Source organism: Gemmatimonadaceae bacterium (assembly GCA_020846935.1).
GTDB lineage: Bacteria > Gemmatimonadota > Gemmatimonadetes > Gemmatimonadales > Gemmatimonadaceae > RBC101.
On record JADLCY010000007.1, the window covers coordinates 13466 to 29281 of the forward strand.

Sequence of the window (15816 nt, forward strand, 5' to 3'; positions counted from 1 at the left end):
GCCCGGCGGCCGTTGTACGAGCTCTGGACGCGGGCGGATCGACAGTAGCTCCCCACTGGCTGGGCGAGCAGGTGCCGGTGATGTCTTCCCAGGATCGGGTTCAGCGGAATTGCCGTCAGAGACCGCGCGCGCGCGACCGTCAGCTCGGTTGTGCGATACGGGAGGCGTGCGTGTAGACGTTGGCGCTCTCTCCCCGCAGCAACCCAACCAGCGTGATGCCTGCGTCCGACGCCATGCGGATGGCGAGACCGGTGGGCCGCGACACCGCCGCGACCAAGGGCACGCCACACACGGCGGCCTTCTGGATCAGTTCAAAGCTTGCGCGACTGGTGAGGAGGAGGAATCCCGTGGCGGGATCGACGCCGGCGCGCAGGAGGGCGCCGAGCGTCTTGTCGAGCGCGTTGTGGCGTCCGACGTCTTCGCGAACCATCTCCAGGGCGCCATCGCTGGTCGCCCACGCGGCCGCATGGATCGCGTTCGTTTCGCGGTTGAGGGGCTGGCGCGCGTCGAGGGCGGCGCCGGCCTTCCACAGGGCAGCCGGCGTGATCTGCATCGCGGAGTGCACCGGGTGCGTCGCCCGGATCGCATCGTCAATGGCTTCGACGCCGCACAGTCCGCATCCGGTGCGCCCGCTGATCGCGCGCGCGCGCGCGGCCAGACGAGCGCCGGCGGCCGCCGGGATTTCGATGGACAGCTCCACGCCCCGCCGGTGGCGCGCCACCTCGATGCGCGAGACCTCGCCAGCGGCGGCGATTTCCTCGGTCACGGTGAAGCCGATCGCGAGGTCCTCGAAGTCGGCCGGTGAACACATCATCACGACGTGCGGTCGCTGGTTGTACACAAAGGCGACCGGGACTTCCTCGGCGATGACGGCCTGCTGTGTCGTGCGCGCCGATCCCTCGAGTCGCACCAATTCGCGCGGCGAGACCGGAGCACCGTACCCGACGCCGCGGCTCTCCGCGGTGTCGTCGTGCGGGATCTCAGCCACCGTCGCCGTTGGACTCGGGCGCGCGCGACTGCACGAATTGCCACCCAAAGCGGCCCTTCACGCAGAGATTGCCGAGCGTGATGTCGTGGTCGAGCGGTGACGTCGCCTTGACGATCCGGCCGTCCTGTACGTGGAGCGAGAGGGTGCAGCCCACGCCACAGTAGGGACAGATGGTGTCCGTGACCTGCTGGCTGGACTCATCCCACGTGCCCGCGACACGAAGGTCGTGTTCGGGTTTGGCCATGAGCGCGCCGGTCGGGCACACGGCAATACAGTTGCCGCAGTAGACGCACGCGCTGCCAGGCAGCGGGATGGCCATCTCGGTGGAGATGCGCGCGTTGAACCCGCGGCCGGCCACGGCGATGGCGAACGTGTTCTGATGATCGGGTCCGCAGGCTTCGACGCACTTGTAGCAGAGCACGCACTTGGAGTAGTCGCGCACATACAGGTCGTTATCGATCTTCACCGGCTGCGCGACGGTGGCGGCGAAGCCCGGCTCGGTGGCCACGTGGTGTCCCGCGATGGCAGCGTCACGTTCACCGGCAGCCGCCGTCGGCGCGGGCGGCCCGAATCGCTCGGGCTCGCAGGCGTACGTCTCCAGCAACTCCGGCATGCCGGGCGTCGTCGACAGGTCGACCGACGACGCCAGCATCTCCAGCACGAGCTTGCGGGAGTGTTTCACGCGCGGACTGTCGGTATGCACCTTCATTCCCGGCTCCACCGCACGTGAGCACGCCGGCGCGAGCACGCGCGCGCCCTCGACCTCCACCACGCAGAGCCGGCATACGTTCACCGGCCGGAGGGTCTCGAGGTAACAGAGCGTCGGAACCTCCACGCCGATCGTCGCCGCTGCGCCGAGTAGCGTGGTGCCCTCGTCGACCGTCACCGGCTGGTCGTTGATCGTGAGCGATACCTGTGCCCGCGGAACACGCGATGGTCGACCGAGCTGCACCAGCGGTGGCAGGGGACGCGCTGTGCCCTCCTTCGGGTTGCCGGTCGTCGTCATGTCGTTGCCTCCTCGAACATTCGAAGCCGCTTGATGGCCGACTCCACCGCCGAATACGCGGTCTGGCCCAGGCCACAGATCGACGCGTCACGCATGGCCACGCCCACTTCCTCGATCAGCGCGAGTTCACCCGCGATCCCACCGCGCGTCTTTCCTGCCGCGATCCGGTGCAGGGCCTCCTGTTGCCGTACCGTGCCCACGCGACACGGCACACACTGGCCGCACGATTCGTCGCGAAAGAACCCGGCGACGCGCAGGACCATGTCGCGCATGTCGGCGTCGGAGTCGAACGCCATCACCACGCCCGAGCCTAACGTGGCTCCTGCGGCACGCGCACCCTCGAGCGTGAGCGGGATGTCGAGTTCGTCGCCCCGCACAAAGGTGCCGGCCGCGCCACCGAGCAGCACCGCCCTGGGCACCCCTCCGCCCGCGAGCGCGAGCAGATCGCGCAGCGTCAGGCCGAATGGCACCTCATACACTCCTGGCCGCGCGACCGCGCCGCTCAGGCAGAACAAGCGCGTTCCGGTACTGCCCGAGGTGCCGACGGTGGCGTACGCGGCGCCGCCGTGTTGGAGGATCGGCAGAACGTTCGCGAGCGTCTCCACGTTGTTCACCACGGTGGGCTTGCCGAACAGCCCGGCGCTCACCGGAAACGGCGGCTTGCTGCGTGGTTCGCCGCGCTTTCCCTCGATCGACTCGAAGAGCGCGGTCTCTTCGCCGCAGATGTACGCGCCCGCACCCCGCCGCACCTCGATGTCGAAGTCGCCGAGCAGTCCCGCGGCCCTGGAGGCCGTGATCGCGTGCTCCATGCGTGCGGTGGCCAGCGGGTATTCGGCGCGGATGTACAGGTAGCCCTTGCTGCACCCGGTGGCGAAGCCGGCAATGGTCATCGCCTCGACGATCGCGAACGGATCCTGTGCGAGGAGCACGCGGTCCTTGAACGTCCCAGGCTCGGACTCGTCAGCGTTGCACACCAGATAGTGCGGCGTCGCGGGTTGAGTACGCACCGCGTCCCACTTGCGTCCGGTGGGGAAGGCCGCGCCGCCGCGTCCAACGAGCCGGGACGCGGTGACTTCGGCAATGACCCATTCGGCGCCACGCTCTCGCGCCTTCTCCAACGCGGAAAAGCCGCCCGCCGAGCGGTATGCTTCGAGTGACGTGGGATCGACCACGCCGCAGCGCGAGAGCAGCACGAGCGACGGGTCGCCGCGCTGCGGGAGATCCGGCGTTGCCGTCGCGTCGTCAGGCACCCGGCCGTCACGCAGCGCGCGCACCGCCGATTCAGGCGTCACCCGCCCCAGCAGCACCTCACGCGGCGCTTCGCCCGCTTCGGTGTAGAGCGCGGCGGGGGCCTGGTCGCAGAGGCCAAGGCAGGGTGAGTGCATCCAGGCCACGCCATTCGCGTCGACCGTCATGGCCTCGGCGGACGGCTCCGCGCCAATGGCTTTGCCGCAGGCCTGTTCCAGCGCATGCTCGATGGCGTGCGCGCCGCGGCTCCGGCACCCGATGTCGTCGCAGACGTGGAGTACGCGACGCGGGCGCGGTGAGGTCGCCAACAACGCGTAAAACGTGGCCACGCCCCACGCCTCGGCGGGCGGAACGCTCAGGCGGCGGCACACGTAGCCCATGCCACCCTCCGAGATCCAGCCGATGCGCTGCTGCAGGGCCTGCAGCGCCGGAACGAGCAGCGGCCGACGATCCCGCGCGAGTTTCCCGCCAACCGCGGTGTGCGCATCGCGATGACTTCCACGCTCGCCGCCCTCCCATGAGGAGTCCGGCGGACCGAGGAGCGCATCGATGGCCGCGCGTTCCTCGGCGGTGGGTTCGGCGTCGACGTGACGGATATCCATCAGGCAGGCAGCAGAAGGCGGGACATGATCAGTCGCCGGCGGCGGACGCCGCTTCCGCGGCGACCTCGGCGCGTTCTACACGCACCGCGCAGGCCTTGAACTCGGCGGTACCGGACCTCGGGTCCGACACGTCGATCGTGAGCAGGTTCGTGGTGACGTCGTCGGGGAAGTGCAGCGTCATGAATACCAGGTTCTGGCGGAGCGCGGGATCGATGCGGGCGGGCGCCAGCACGCTGCCACGACGCGAAGAAACACGCACCATGTCGCCGGTCGCGATCCCAAGCCGCTCGGCGTCTTCGGGGGAAAGGTCGAGCGTCTCGCCGAAATGCAGTGGGGAGTTGTAGCCGCCCGACTGCACGCCTGTGTTGTACGACTCCAGCCGGCGCCCGGTCGTGAGGAGCATCGGGTACTCCGGGGTGCGTTCCTCGTGCGGCGGCGTGTGGTGCACCACGCTGAACGGAGCCAGCGGTCCGCGGGCCGGCTGTTCCCAGAGGCGACCGTGGAGGAATTGCGAGCCCGGGTGCGACGTGTCGGGGCACGGCCATTGGATCCCGTCGAGCGCATCCAGGCGTTCGTACGACATGCCACCCACAAAGTCCGGAGCCAGCGCGCGGACCTCGTTCCAGACCTCTTCGGCCGTCGGCGTCGTCCAGGCGTGGCCCATGCGCCGCGCGAGTTCCGAGATGATCCACAGCTCGTCGCGGGCGCCGGCCGGCGCATCCAGGGCCTTGCGCACGCGCTGCACGCGGCGCTCGCTGTTGGTCACGGTGCCCTCGCCCTCGCACCACGTCGCTGCTGCCGGAAGCACGACGTCGGCCAGCTCTGCCGTCTTTGTGAGAAAGATCTCCTGCACCACGAGGTGGTCCAGGCTCTCGAGCGCGTGTCGCACGTGATGCGCGTCGGCGTCTGATTGCGCCGGGTTCTCACCGATGCAGAGCAACGCCTTCATGCGGCCGTCGGCCATGGCGTGCAGCATCTGCGTGAGGTTGTAGCCGTAGGTGGGCTGGATCGGCACGCCCCACGCCTTCTCGAATCGGGCCCGCGCCTCGTGGTCCTGCTCGATGTCCTGGAATCCGGCGAGCTTGTTGGGAATCGCGCCCATGTCACCGCCGCCCTGCACGTTGTTCTGGCCACGCAGCGGGTTGCAGCCCGCGCCCCAGCGCCCCACCTGGCCCGTCAGCAGGCACAGGTTGATGAGGGCCAGGACGTTGTCGACCGCGTTGTGGTGTTCGGTGATGCCGAGCGTCCAGCAGATCATCGCGCGGGGGGCGCGGGCGAAGGCGATCGCGGCTTCCCGAATCACGTCGCCCGGCACGCCCGTCAGGGTCTCGGCCACATCCAGCGTGTAGGGCTCGACGGCATCGCGGTAGGCCGCGAACCCTGTCGTGGAGTTCCCGATGAACGCCTCGTGCTGCAGCCCTTCGTGGATGATCACGCGGGCCATGGCGTTCGACAGCGCGACATCGCTGCCCACGCGCAGCCCACACCACACGTCGGCCCACTGCGCACTGGAGGTACGCCGCGGGTCCATGACGTAGAGGCGCGTGCCGTGGTGCCGAATGCCCTTGAGAAGGTGATGGAACCAGATCGGGTGGGCCTCACGGGCGTTCGAGCCCCAGAGGAACACCACGTCGGTTTCCTCCACTTCTTCGTACGAGTTGGTCCCGCCACCCGCTCCAAACACTGTCGCCAGACCGACGACGCTGGGAGCGTGTCAGGTACGGTTGCAGCTATCGACGTTGTTGGTGCCGAACGCGACTCGACTGAGTTTGCCAGCCAGGAAGTTCACCTCGTTGGTGCTCTTCGAGCAGCTGAACGTCCCGATGGCGTTCGGGCCCAGGGTGTCCTTCACCCGGCGAAAGCCGGCGGCGGCGCGGTCCAGGGCCTCGTCCCATGTGGCGGGACGCAGGTGGCCGTTGTCGCGCACCAGCGGCTGCGTGAGCCGGGTGTAGGGGCGTGGAGCGTTTGATCGACGGGGCATGCGACGGTGCGTGAATGAAGACTTTCCCTGCGCTGGAGTCTGGAGCCGGGGTAGGGCATAGGCAAGCTCGACGCGCGTTCTGCACCCGTGGCTACTTCACGCCGCGCCGTGATCGTGCCATCATCATGCGTTCCGGAAAATCAGCGGTTCTGCCACGACCACCATACCGGGTGCTGTGTCGCGAGCCAGAAAGGCGCATCAGCGCAAACCCCTCCTCGTGTGGGTCCTCGTACCGCACGTGGAAGCCACCGATCCCACGCTCGCCTGCTACAGTGACTTCAGCCAGAGTCACGGCGAGTTCCAGCGCGCCTTCGAGCACCTCGAGCTCGCCTGGCGGTGGCAGCCCGTCACCATGCGGGACTACCGCGACGTGATCGACCGGATCGCGAGGGACACGGCCATGCATGCGCCCGTCGTGTTCAACCTCTGCGATGGTGACGAGGTCAACAGCGTCCCGGGTATCTCGGTGGTGCGTTACCTCGATGAGGTCGGGCTCCCCTATACGGGCGCAGACGCGTCGTTCTACCACGTGACGACGTCGAAGATCGACATGAAGCACGCGTTCGATGCGGCGGGAGTGCCCACGTCGCCGTGGTCGGTCGTGACGCCTTCCACGCGGCCGCTGGGCGGGCTGTTCAACCGGCACGGCAAGCCGCTGATCGTGAAGCCCGCCGTCTCGGCCGGCAGCCTGGGGATCTCGGTCAAGTCGGTCGTCGAAACGGTGACGGCCCTCAGGACGCAGCTCAGCACGCTCGAGGCCGGGTATCACGGCTGGAACCTTGCGAGCGGCGGTGTCTTCGTGGAGCGCTTCATCAAGGGGCCGGAGTTCACGACGCTCATCGTGGGATCCACCGACGCTCCCGAGCGGGCCACGATCTACCCCGCCGTGGAACGTGTCTTCCATGATGGACTGCCGGCCACCGAGCAGTTCCTGTCGTTCGATCGCCTGTGGGAGGTGTACGAAGAGGAGTCGCCGATCGAAGGGGGCGAGTGGCTGTGGGAGTACCAGCCGGCCCCCGCCGCGCTCCAGCAGCGGATCGCCGAGGTGAGCTGGGCGGCCTATGCGTCCGTTGGCGGCCGCGGGTACGGCAGGGTCGACCTGCGGATGGACGCACGCACGCGGGAACTGTTCGTCCTCGAGGTCAACGCCCAGTGCGGCCTTTCCGAGGACGAGAACTACACGTCGATCGGCGCCATCCTGCGCTTTGCCGACCGTACGTTCGCCAGCATGGTCCGCGAGATCGTGGATGGCGCACTCACCAGCCACGTCGCAGTGCCGCTGCGGAGGCGTGCATGAAGGTCTGCGTGCTGCAGCCGGACTATTCCACCTCGAACGTCGACTACAAGAACTACGATCCCCCGCGCGACCTCGCGCGACTCCTGCCTGACGACACGGTCGATCACGTCGCACTCAACAAGCTGACCACCTACCGTCAGCTGCGTGACCTGTCGACGCAGGGCTATGACGTGTTCGTAAACCTCTGCGAGGGCTATCTGGAGTGGGACGTACCGTCCATCGACGTCGTGGACACGCTCGAGCGGCTGAACCTCCCCTTCACCGGGCCCGTGTCCAAGCTCTATCACGTGCCGAAGCCCCTCATGAAGTACGTGGCGTACACCGCGGGCGTCACCACACCACGGCACGCGCTCGTTCGTCATGCGCCCGAGGCACACGGCCTCACGAGTGGGCTCCGCTACCCGCTGTTTGTCAAGCCTTCGCACGCCGGTGACAGTCTGGGCATCGACGAGCGGTCGCTCGTGCGCGACCCGGCGGATCTCGAACCGCAGGTCGCGCGCATTCTGGCCGACTATCCCGAAGTGCTCATCGAAGAGTTCATCGAGGGTCGTGAGTTCACGGTGCTCGTCCTCGGCGCGATCGAGGAAAAGGGAGATCCCGTGGCGCTGACTCCGGTCGAGTTCGTGTTCCCCGCCGACACCCACTTCAAGACCTACGCGTTCAAGACGTCCGAGCTGCATCCCGACGCCAACGTTCCCGTGCGCGACGGGGACCTCGCCGCGCGGCTCAAGGACGCCGCCATCAAGGTGTTCCGGGCGTTCGGCGGCATGGGGTACGCGCGCATGGACTTCCGTTGCGACGCGGGCGGCACGATCCACTTTCTCGAAGTGAACTTCACGTGCTCCGTCTTCTACCAGGACGGCTACGAAGGTTCGGCGGACTACGTGCTTGCCCACGACGGGATGGGACAGGCTGGCTTTGCGCAGCACATCATCGCCGAAGCGATCGCGCGTCATCGCCGGGCACAACCGCCCTACGCCATGCAGGGCAACGCCATTTCGGGATACGGCATCTTTGCCACGCGCGACCTTGAACCCGGGGATCTTGTCTTTCGCGGCGAGGAGCGGGCGCAGCGCGTCGTGACCGCTCGACACGTGGATCGCACGTGGCACGCCGACGATCGCTCGATGTTGCGGCGCTATGGCTACCCGCTGGGCAACGACCTGTTCGTCCTGTGGGATGACGACCCCACGCAATGGGCGCCCACCAACCACTCGTGCGAGCCCAACGCGGCCTTTGATGGGCTCAACGTGGTGGCGATGCGGCGGGTCCGCCGTGGCGAAGAGATCACACTCGATTACGGCGCCTTTCTCGATGAGGCCTCGGAGCCGTTCCGCTGTACCTGCGGCGCCGTGTCCTGCCGGGGGCTGGTCAAGGGCTCGCGCGGTACGTCGGTCGCTGCGCCGCCCAGGCCAGCGCGCAAGCGCCGCTCTGCGCGGACGCCGGTTGGCGTCTCGCGCTCACCGGACTGAGTCGCGCCACACGACGTCGTCGAATCGCCACCCCTGCTCGCGGAGCGAGCGCAGCGAGAGCGGCAGGTGTCGCTTGGCAAGGCGGCGACCTTCGGCATCGCGAAGCAATGGCTCGTGGCACCAGGCCGGTGGCGTTGCGCCCAACGCCCGATAGATCAGGAGCTGGCGCGCCGTTGACCTGAGGAGATCCTCGCCCCGAACGACCTCGGTGATGCCCATCGCGATGTCGTCAGCGACCACGGCGAGCTCGTAGGCCGGCACGCCATCCTTGCGCCACACGACGAAATCCCCGAAGTCCACCCCGGCCGTAAACGACTGCTCCCCGCGGCGCGCGTCGGTAAACCGCACGACCTCGCCATCGGGCACGCGGAACCGCCAGGCCACGTTCCACGGTGCGTCGAATCGACGTGCCTCGCGGACATCGCCACGAAGCTCGGGCGGGAAGATCGGCTCGGCCGCTTCCTCGTCTTCGTGGGGCGCGTGCGCGGCGTCGCGCACCTCGCGACGCGAAACCTCTGACGCGTACAGCACGCCGGCGTCGCGCAGCCGCGTCCATGTGTCGACAAACACGGGCGTGCGCTGCGACTGGTACACCGGCCCTTCCGTCCAGGTGATGCCCATCCACCGGAGGTCCTCGATCATGCCCTCGGTGTATTCCGGGCGGCAGCGCAGCGGGTCGAGATCTTCGATGCGCAGCACGAGCTCGCCACCAGCCTCCATGGCGCGACGCCACGCCGCGTGGAAGGTACGCGCGTGTCCGAGGTGCATGTCGCCGGTGGGCGTCGGTGCGATGCGACCCCGATAGGTCATTCGACGCCTGCGCCCGATGCGTCCAGGAGGTCAGCGGCTCGCGGTGGCGGAGCGGTGGCCGGCACGCCGACGCGGAGGCGCAGCTCGCGGCGAAGCAGCCACAGGCTGAACCCGACGTGCAGCGGCACGGTGGTCACCGAAAGGATCCAGAGCTGCCGCAGCTAGAAGCCAGGCCGCGTCGAGAGCCACACCGCCGGGAGGACAAACAGCGCAAAGCGGAACGCGCTGCTGAACAACGAGGGAATCGTGTTGCCCAGCGCCTGGAACATCCCCGACACGGTGAAGATCAGTCCCTGCGCCACAAAGTTCCACGAGAGGATGCGGAGATATTCCGCCGCGACGGCGACCACGCCGCTCTCGCTGGTAAAAGGCGTGATGAGGAGGGCCGGCCGAACCTGACAAACGAGCGTCAGCGCGAGCATGATTGCGCTGCCCATCATCGCGGACACGCGAAACGTCTCGCGTACCCGGTCGAATCGGCGCGCGCCAACGTTCTGCCCGGCGAGCGGCGCCGTGGCAAAGGCCACCGCCATGGCTGGCAAGAAGATGGCCTGCATCACCCGGGAGCCAAGGCCGTACCCGGCCTGCGCCTCCGCCCCAAACTGTCGGATGATCCAGTAGACCACGCCGAGGTTCAGGAACAGGAGGGCAAACTCGCCGCCCGGTGGCAGACCGATGCGAAAGATGCGCTTCCACGTGGCCACGTGCGGTCGCATCAGCGAGGCATCGATGCGCACGGTGCGTTCGAGTCGCGCGAAGGTGGCCCACATCGCCACGACAGCGAACACCATGGCAATCGTCGTCGCAAGCCCGGCGCCCGCGACCCCGAGCGGTCGCCCCGTGCCCCAGCCGGCGATGAGGATCGGGGCGAGCACGGCGTTCAGCACCACCGACGCGACTTGTACCACCATCGTGGGACGCACGATGCCGGTGCCCCGGAGCGCTGACCCCATGGTGACCAGCGCGAACTGGAGCGCCAGACCGGGGATGAACCATCGGAGGTAGCTCGTCCCCGCCGCGATCGTCGCCGCGTCCGCGCCGAGCGTGCCCATGTACGCGCGAGCGAGACTGCCGCCGGCAATGAGCGTCGAGGCGAGGGCGATCGCCGCGAGCACCAGGCTCTGGTTGAACACGAGGTTGGCGTCGTGCTCATCCCGGCGTCCGGCGGCATGGGCAATCAGCGCCATGGTTCCCACGCCGAGCACCTGCGTCGCCGCCATCACGATGAACTGCAGGTTGCCAGCCGCGCCCACTCCGGCGATCGCGGCGTCGCCCAGCCGCGAGACGAAGTACAGGTCGACGAGGTAATAGAGCGTCTGGAAGATCATGCCCGCGGCCATGGGCACCGCGAGCCGGACCAGATGACGCGGGATCGAGCCCTGCGTGAGGTCCGTCATGGCGCTGGCTCCTGTGGGGTGGTGCCGTCGGACACGGTCAGGAGCCGCAACAGCTGCGCGCGAACGTCGGCCGGCCATCGTGCGATGAGTCGCGAAAAACGCGCCGTGTCGCCGGCAAAGAGCGCACGACTTGCCTCTTCGAAGCCTCGGCGATCCCCGGCCATGGCAACCATGAAGCGGTAGGTCGCCTCGCGCGCGCGGCGCACGCGGCCAGCGTCCACGGTGGCGCGGCGCGCCTCGTCGACGAGCTTGCGGAGCGTGACCGACGCGCCGCCGGGTTGCTCACCGAGCCAGTCCCAATGGCGGGGAAGGAGCGTCACCTCGCGCGCCACGACGCCAAGTCTTGGGCGTCCCGCCGTGCGCACGGTGGGCGGCGCCAGGCGCGCCATGACTTCCGCATCGCTGCCGCGCACATCGAGGTCGATGCGCTCGCTGGTCTCGGCGTCAAAAACCAGCACGGTGGCGTGGGTCCCGCGATCGACGGCGCGCTTGACGCGGAGCGCCACGTCGGCGAGGGGCCCATCAGCGATGCGTCGGGTGCCCGCGAAGGCGATGCCGCGGCGCGGCTCGTTGGTTGCCATGGGGACGCATTGTATCCGGGTAATATTGGTGTGTCAATATCATCCGGGTGATATATGCCCCCGTTTGTGCCGGCGAGCACGCGAATACCGCGTCGTCGAGCGCGCGATTCGGTCGCCGTTGTCCTCGGTCTCGCCTACCTCGAAGGAAGGCCCGGGCCCCGCGGTCGAGCGCGCTATCCGCGCCGTCGCTCGCCCTGCAGCTCACGCGCGAGCGCGCGTCGCGCGTCGTCGATGATCGCCCGCGTGCGCTCTCGCAGCGTGGCGACGTCGTCGACGGTGAGTCCGGTCGTGTCGATCGGGTCGAGCACGCGCACGCGGGCGCGCGCGCGCTGGAAGCGGAACGTGCCCTTGGCCATGGCGGTGCGCGTGCCGGCCACCACGATCGGGAGGATCGGAACGCCCGCCTCGAGCGCGAGACGGAACGCGCCATCCTTGAAGGGCAGGAGGTCAGCGCCGCGCGACCGCGTTCCCTCGGGGAAGATCATCACGCTCACGCGCTTCCGGAGGCGGTCGCGCGCGGCCTCCATGGCCTTCACCGTGCTTGTTCGCTCGCCACGGGTGATGGAGATGTCACCGGCCATGTGCATCATCCACCCGAAGAAGGGGATGCGGAACATGGTCTCCTTGGAGATCCATTTCATCTCCCACGGCAGGTGGGAGATGAGGAAGATGTCGGCGTAGGACTCGTGGTTCGACACCGCCACATAGGGGCGGCGAGGGTCGCGGATGAATGTTCCCGCCGTGTCGAAGCGCCAGAGCGGATTGAGCTTGACCGAGGTGACGCCGAGCAGCCGAAAGAGGCGCCCGGTGAGATAGCGTCCGCGGTCGAAGGGCGTGGTGACGCAGTAGACGGCAAACACCACCGGTGTCCCGAGCAGCACCAGGGTCACCGTGGAGATCCATGCCCAGGCGTTGAGCAGCGTACTCATGGCGCCGCGAAACCTAGCGCCTCTGGCGCCCTATGCGTGAGAGGCCCAGATCGTCTCACCGGCCGTGTACGGGACGCAGGGGTCGAACCGCCCCGGCGACTCGCGATAGCGCATCGCCTGCGTGACGCCGATCTCCGAGGTGAAGTAGCCGACCAGCGTCAGCTCCTTCATCATGCGGAAGAAGTGATTCGGATCGCTGCCCTTCTTTGCGTCCTGATAGGCCTTCTGCTCGCGATCCAGCGTCTCGAGCAACGCGAGCCGCTGCGCCGGCGTCGCGGCGAGGAAGTCCGCGCCGTGCGCCTTGCGTGCGGCGTCTTCCAGCTGCGTCATGCCGGCGCGGAAGATCTGCTGGTCCTTCGGGTCGTAGGTATCGGTCACCATCACGGCCATGAAGTGGCCGACGGCCGCTGCCTTCGCTCCCGGCGTAGCCGTGGTCGGGACGATGGTGTCTGCCACCTCATCGAGCCAGGCGATATCGGCCGATGTGAAGGTTCCATAGCCGGCTGCGCTGGTGGCGGTGCGTTCGCGGTTGCACGCCGCGATCAGGGTGGTCCCGCCGATGAGCGTCGCGCCCCCGAGGAGCGCCGTCACGCGTCGGATGGCCTCGCGCCGGCCGATCGTGCGATCCTGTTCGGTCTGGTGTGACATGGGTGAAAGCGAAGGAGTGGGCGCCGCTACAGGTTGCGCTTGTTCAACTCGTTCACCGCGTGGTCCGCGGCGCGTGCCGTGAGAGCCATGTAGGTCAGGGACGGATTCTGGCATCCGGCCGACGCCATGCAGGAGCCGTCCGTGACGAAGACGTTCATGGCGTCCCAGACCTGGTTCCAGCGATTCAGCACCGACGACCTGGCATCGCGGCCCATCCGGGCGGTGCCCATCTCGTGGATGCCCATGCCGGGGAAGTACCCGGAGTCGAACGTCTTCACGTCCTTCACGCCGACCTCGGTCAGCATCTCCGCCATGTCGTTGATCATGTCCACCCGCATCAGGCGCTCGTTCTCGCCCGTGGCGCAGTCGATGCTCAACACCGGCAGTCCCCATTTGTCCTTCTTCGTCGCATCGAGCGTGACGCGGTTTGCGTGGTTGGGCAGCATCTCACCGAACGCGGTGGCGCCGATGCCCCATCCGCCCGGCGTCGCCATCATATCCTTGAACGCCGCGCCCACGCCGAGTTCGCGCACCGCGCGCGACCAATCGGATCGGCTCGCGCTCCCCTGATAGCCGAAGCCGCGCAGGTACCCGCGCCGGTCGCCGGCAAGATTCCGGTAGCGCGGGATGTAGAAGCCCGTGGGTCGTCGCCCAAAGTAGTACTTGTCCTCGAGGCCCTCGATCTTTCCGTTCGCGCCACACCGGAAATGGTGATCCATCAGGTTGTGACCTAACTGGCCGGAGCTACTGCCGAGTCCTCCCGGCCACACGTCCGTTGCCGAACGCATGAGGAGCCAGGTGCTGTTCAGCGTCGACGCACAGAGGAAGATCACCCGGGCTTTGTAGTCCGTCGTCTGGTTGGAGACGGCATCCAGCACGCGCACGCCCGACGCACGCTTCAGGTCCTTGTCGTAGAGAACCTCGGTCACGATCGCCCACGGCTTGAGCGTGAGTCGCCCGGTGGCCATCGCCGCGGGCAGGGTCGAGGACTGCGTGCTGAAGTACGCGCCGTAGGGACAACCGAGCCAGCACGCATTGCGGTGCTGACACGGACTGCGGCCCGGCAGCGGCGCGGTGAGATTGGCCGTGCGCCCGGGAATGATGCGACGGCGGCCGCCGAACTTCTGCCTGAGCTTGCCCGCGATGAGTTCCTCGCCGCAGTTGAGCGGCATCGCTGGCTGGAACTTTCCATCGGGCAACTGGGGCAGCCCTTCGACCGATCCGGAGATCCCGGCATGCTGCTCGACGAGATCGTACCACGGCGCCAGTTCGGCGTAGCGAACGGGCCAATCTCCGCCGACGCCGTCCCTCGCGTTGGCGGAGAGATCCATTTCGCTCAACCGATAACTCTGGCGTCCCCACATGAGCGAGCGACCGCCGACCTGATACCCGCGGTACCAGTCGAAGCGCCTGACTTCGGTGTAGGGCGACTCGGTGTCCTTCACCCAGAAGTCGAGGTTCTTCTCGTTCAGGGGGTAGTCTCGCTTGAGCACGGGGTATTCGGCTTCCATCGCTTTGGTCCGCCCGCCGCGATGGGGATACTCCCACACGCCCTTGGTCGCGTTGACGTAGTCCTTGATATGCTCGACGTTGCGTCCACGCTCGAGCAGCAGGACCCGCAGTCCCTTTTCGGTCAGCTCCTTGGCGGCCCAGCCGCCCGAGATGCCGGAGCCCACGACGATTGCATCGAACTCGACCGATTGCACAGCGTCCTCCCGTGCCAGGGTGTCGCCTAACGAACGCCGGAGCCGGCGCATGCGTGACCTCGGTGCAGGCCGTGCCCCTGCCGCGCAATATGTCCGGCGGCCTCGCCGAGCGCGATACGCGGCTGCGGCGCGCCGACGAGGGCCGCCCGTCAGCGGCCGGCGCGCGCCGTGGTGTTCAGGACGCCCTCGCCGCGAGCGACTCGCACAGCATCCGGGTGCGCCGATTGCGGCGCAGGCAGGCTCTGTGCGGGCGGGAAGAGCACCCAGGCGGTGGCTCGGCGTTCCCCGGCTGGCGCGGTTCATCCGGTCGTACGCCGTGATGACCTTCACCTCGTCGTCAGGTCATCGCGCGGGCGTGCTGCCGAAGCTCTCGTAGAAGGGCTGGAGGTTCGGGTTCTCCCCCGACCGGCCCCGAGCGTTAGCTTAGCGGACATGCGGATCCTCATCGCCGAAGATGACAAGCCGTTGCGGGCCGCAATCGCGCGAGGGCTTCACGAAGCGGGATACCACGTGGAACAGGCCAGCACCGGCGCCGAAGCCCTCGCGATGGCCTCAGCGACGGCCTTCGATGCGATCGTCCTCGACGTTCTTCTGCCGGAACCCAGCGGGATCGTTGTGTGCACGACGATCCGCGAGACGGGCCACCGCACCCCGATCCTCATGCTCACCGCGCTCGATGCGGTGGAGCACCGGATCGCGGGCCTCGACGCCGGCGCGGACGACTACCTCACCAAGCCGTTCGACTTTGGCGAACTCCTCGCTCGGCTCCGCGCCCTCATCCGCAGGCACCACGAGCTGCCGGCTCCGCTGCTGGTCGTCGGTGACCTGGCCATCGACGCCCAGAGACATCGCGTGCGCCGCGGCGAGCGGGAGGTCGAGCTCACCGGCAAGGAGTACGACCTGCTGCTCCACCTGGCGCGCAATGCCGGCCGCGTCGTGACACGCGCCGAGCTGATGTCCAGCGTCTGGGACGACTCCCGGACCACGTACTCCAACATCATCGACGTGTACGCGAGCCGGCTCCGCCGCAAGATCGATGATGGGGAAGCCGTCCCGTTGTTCACGACCGTGCGTGGCGCCGGGTTCATGCTGGTTGCGCCGGACGAAAGCGCGGTGCGCCGCAAGGGCGCCGGTCGCCGCGTCCCCTGAGT

Annotated in this window: 12 protein-coding genes and 1 pseudogene; 3 read left to right on the forward strand and 10 right to left on the reverse strand. The window is 67.9% G+C overall.

All coding sequences use genetic code 11. The features are described 5' to 3' along the window. Positions 1-139: 139 nt before the first annotated feature. From fdhD to IT361_08920, 4 genes are all read right to left on the reverse strand, one after another. Positions 140-913, reverse strand: a complete 774-nt coding sequence (gene fdhD / locus IT361_08905) for a formate dehydrogenase accessory sulfurtransferase FdhD (protein MCC6317796.1) — start codon at positions 911-913, stop codon at positions 140-142. Positions 914-980: 67 nt separating this feature from the next. Beyond that, on the reverse strand, positions 981-1994 hold the full coding sequence (locus IT361_08910; GenBank protein ID MCC6317797.1) for a (2Fe-2S)-binding protein: 1014 nt from the start codon (positions 1992-1994) through the stop codon (positions 981-983). After that, complete coding sequence (locus IT361_08915; GenBank protein MCC6317798.1) at positions 1991-3844, reverse strand: NAD(P)H-dependent oxidoreductase subunit E; 1854 nt, start codon at positions 3842-3844, stop codon at positions 1991-1993. The genes IT361_08910 and IT361_08915 overlap by 4 nt, the downstream gene beginning before the upstream one ends. A 28-nt stretch (positions 3845-3872) precedes the next feature. After that, complete coding sequence (locus IT361_08920) at positions 3873-5825, reverse strand: molybdopterin-dependent oxidoreductase (protein ID MCC6317799.1); 1953 nt, start codon at positions 5823-5825, stop codon at positions 3873-3875. 175 nt (positions 5826-6000) lie between these two features. Here IT361_08920 and IT361_08925 point away from each other — a divergent pair, with 175 nt between their 5' ends. After that, the gene (locus tag IT361_08925) at positions 6001-7122 is read left to right on the forward strand and encodes a hypothetical protein (protein MCC6317800.1); all 1122 of its coding nucleotides are present in this window, start codon (positions 6001-6003) and stop codon (positions 7120-7122) included. Beyond that, positions 7119-8594 (forward strand): SET domain-containing protein-lysine N-methyltransferase, encoded by a 1476-nt coding sequence (locus IT361_08930; protein ID MCC6317801.1) that lies wholly within the window; start codon positions 7119-7121, stop codon positions 8592-8594. Before IT361_08925 ends, IT361_08930 begins: the two co-directional genes overlap by 4 nt. Here IT361_08930 and gluQRS read toward each other — a convergent pair. From gluQRS to IT361_08960, 6 genes and pseudogenes are all read right to left on the reverse strand, one after another. Then, positions 8583-9404 carry a tRNA glutamyl-Q(34) synthetase GluQRS gene (gene gluQRS / locus IT361_08935; GenBank protein ID MCC6317802.1) on the reverse strand — a complete coding sequence of 274 codons (822 nt, stop codon included), beginning with the start codon at positions 9402-9404 and terminating at the stop codon, positions 8583-8585. The genes IT361_08930 and gluQRS overlap by 12 nt on opposite strands. Next, positions 9401-10801 (reverse strand): annotated as a pseudogene (locus tag IT361_08940) (MATE family efflux transporter). Before IT361_08940 ends, gluQRS begins: the two are co-directional and overlap by 4 nt. Next, entirely contained in the window at positions 10798-11382 is a 585-nt protein-coding gene (locus IT361_08945) for a DUF2239 family protein (GenBank protein ID MCC6317803.1), read from the reverse strand. Before IT361_08945 ends, IT361_08940 begins: the two are co-directional and overlap by 4 nt. 173 nt (positions 11383-11555) lie before the next feature. Next, positions 11556-12311: a 1-acyl-sn-glycerol-3-phosphate acyltransferase gene (locus IT361_08950; GenBank protein ID MCC6317804.1), complete on the reverse strand. Its 756-nt coding sequence runs from the start codon at positions 12309-12311 to the stop codon at positions 11556-11558. Between the two features lie 30 nt (positions 12312-12341). Continuing rightward, on the reverse strand, positions 12342-12959 hold the full coding sequence (locus tag IT361_08955; GenBank protein MCC6317805.1) for a gluconate 2-dehydrogenase subunit 3 family protein: 618 nt from the start codon (positions 12957-12959) through the stop codon (positions 12342-12344). A gap of 26 nt (positions 12960-12985) precedes the next feature. After that, positions 12986-14665 (reverse strand): GMC family oxidoreductase, encoded by a 1680-nt coding sequence (locus IT361_08960; GenBank protein MCC6317806.1) that lies wholly within the window; start codon positions 14663-14665, stop codon positions 12986-12988. 432 nt (positions 14666-15097) lie between these two features. Here IT361_08960 and IT361_08965 point away from each other — a divergent pair, with 432 nt between their 5' ends. Then, complete coding sequence (locus tag IT361_08965) at positions 15098-15814, forward strand: response regulator transcription factor (protein ID MCC6317807.1); 717 nt, start codon at positions 15098-15100, stop codon at positions 15812-15814. Positions 15815-15816: the final 2 nt, after the last annotated feature.

Coding starts and splice junctions, on each gene's coding strand:
- IT361_08965 (MCC6317807.1), top strand. CDS start 15,098: ATGCGGATCCTCATCGCCGAAGATGACAAGCCGTTGCGGGCCGCAATC.
- IT361_08910 (MCC6317797.1), bottom strand. CDS start 1,994: ATGACGACGACCGGCAACCCGAAGGAGGGCACAGCGCGTCCCCTGCCA.
- IT361_08945 (MCC6317803.1), bottom strand. CDS start 11,382: ATGGCAACCAACGAGCCGCGCCGCGGCATCGCCTTCGCGGGCACCCGA.
- IT361_08955 (MCC6317805.1), bottom strand. CDS start 12,959: ATGTCACACCAGACCGAACAGGATCGCACGATCGGCCGGCGCGAGGCC.
- IT361_08950 (MCC6317804.1), bottom strand. CDS start 12,311: ATGAGTACGCTGCTCAACGCCTGGGCATGGATCTCCACGGTGACCCTG.
- IT361_08915 (MCC6317798.1), bottom strand. CDS start 3,844: ATGGATATCCGTCACGTCGACGCCGAACCCACCGCCGAGGAACGCGCG.
- gluQRS (MCC6317802.1), bottom strand. CDS start 9,404: ATGACCTATCGGGGTCGCATCGCACCGACGCCCACCGGCGACATGCAC.
- IT361_08930 (MCC6317801.1), top strand. CDS start 7,119: ATGAAGGTCTGCGTGCTGCAGCCGGACTATTCCACCTCGAACGTCGAC.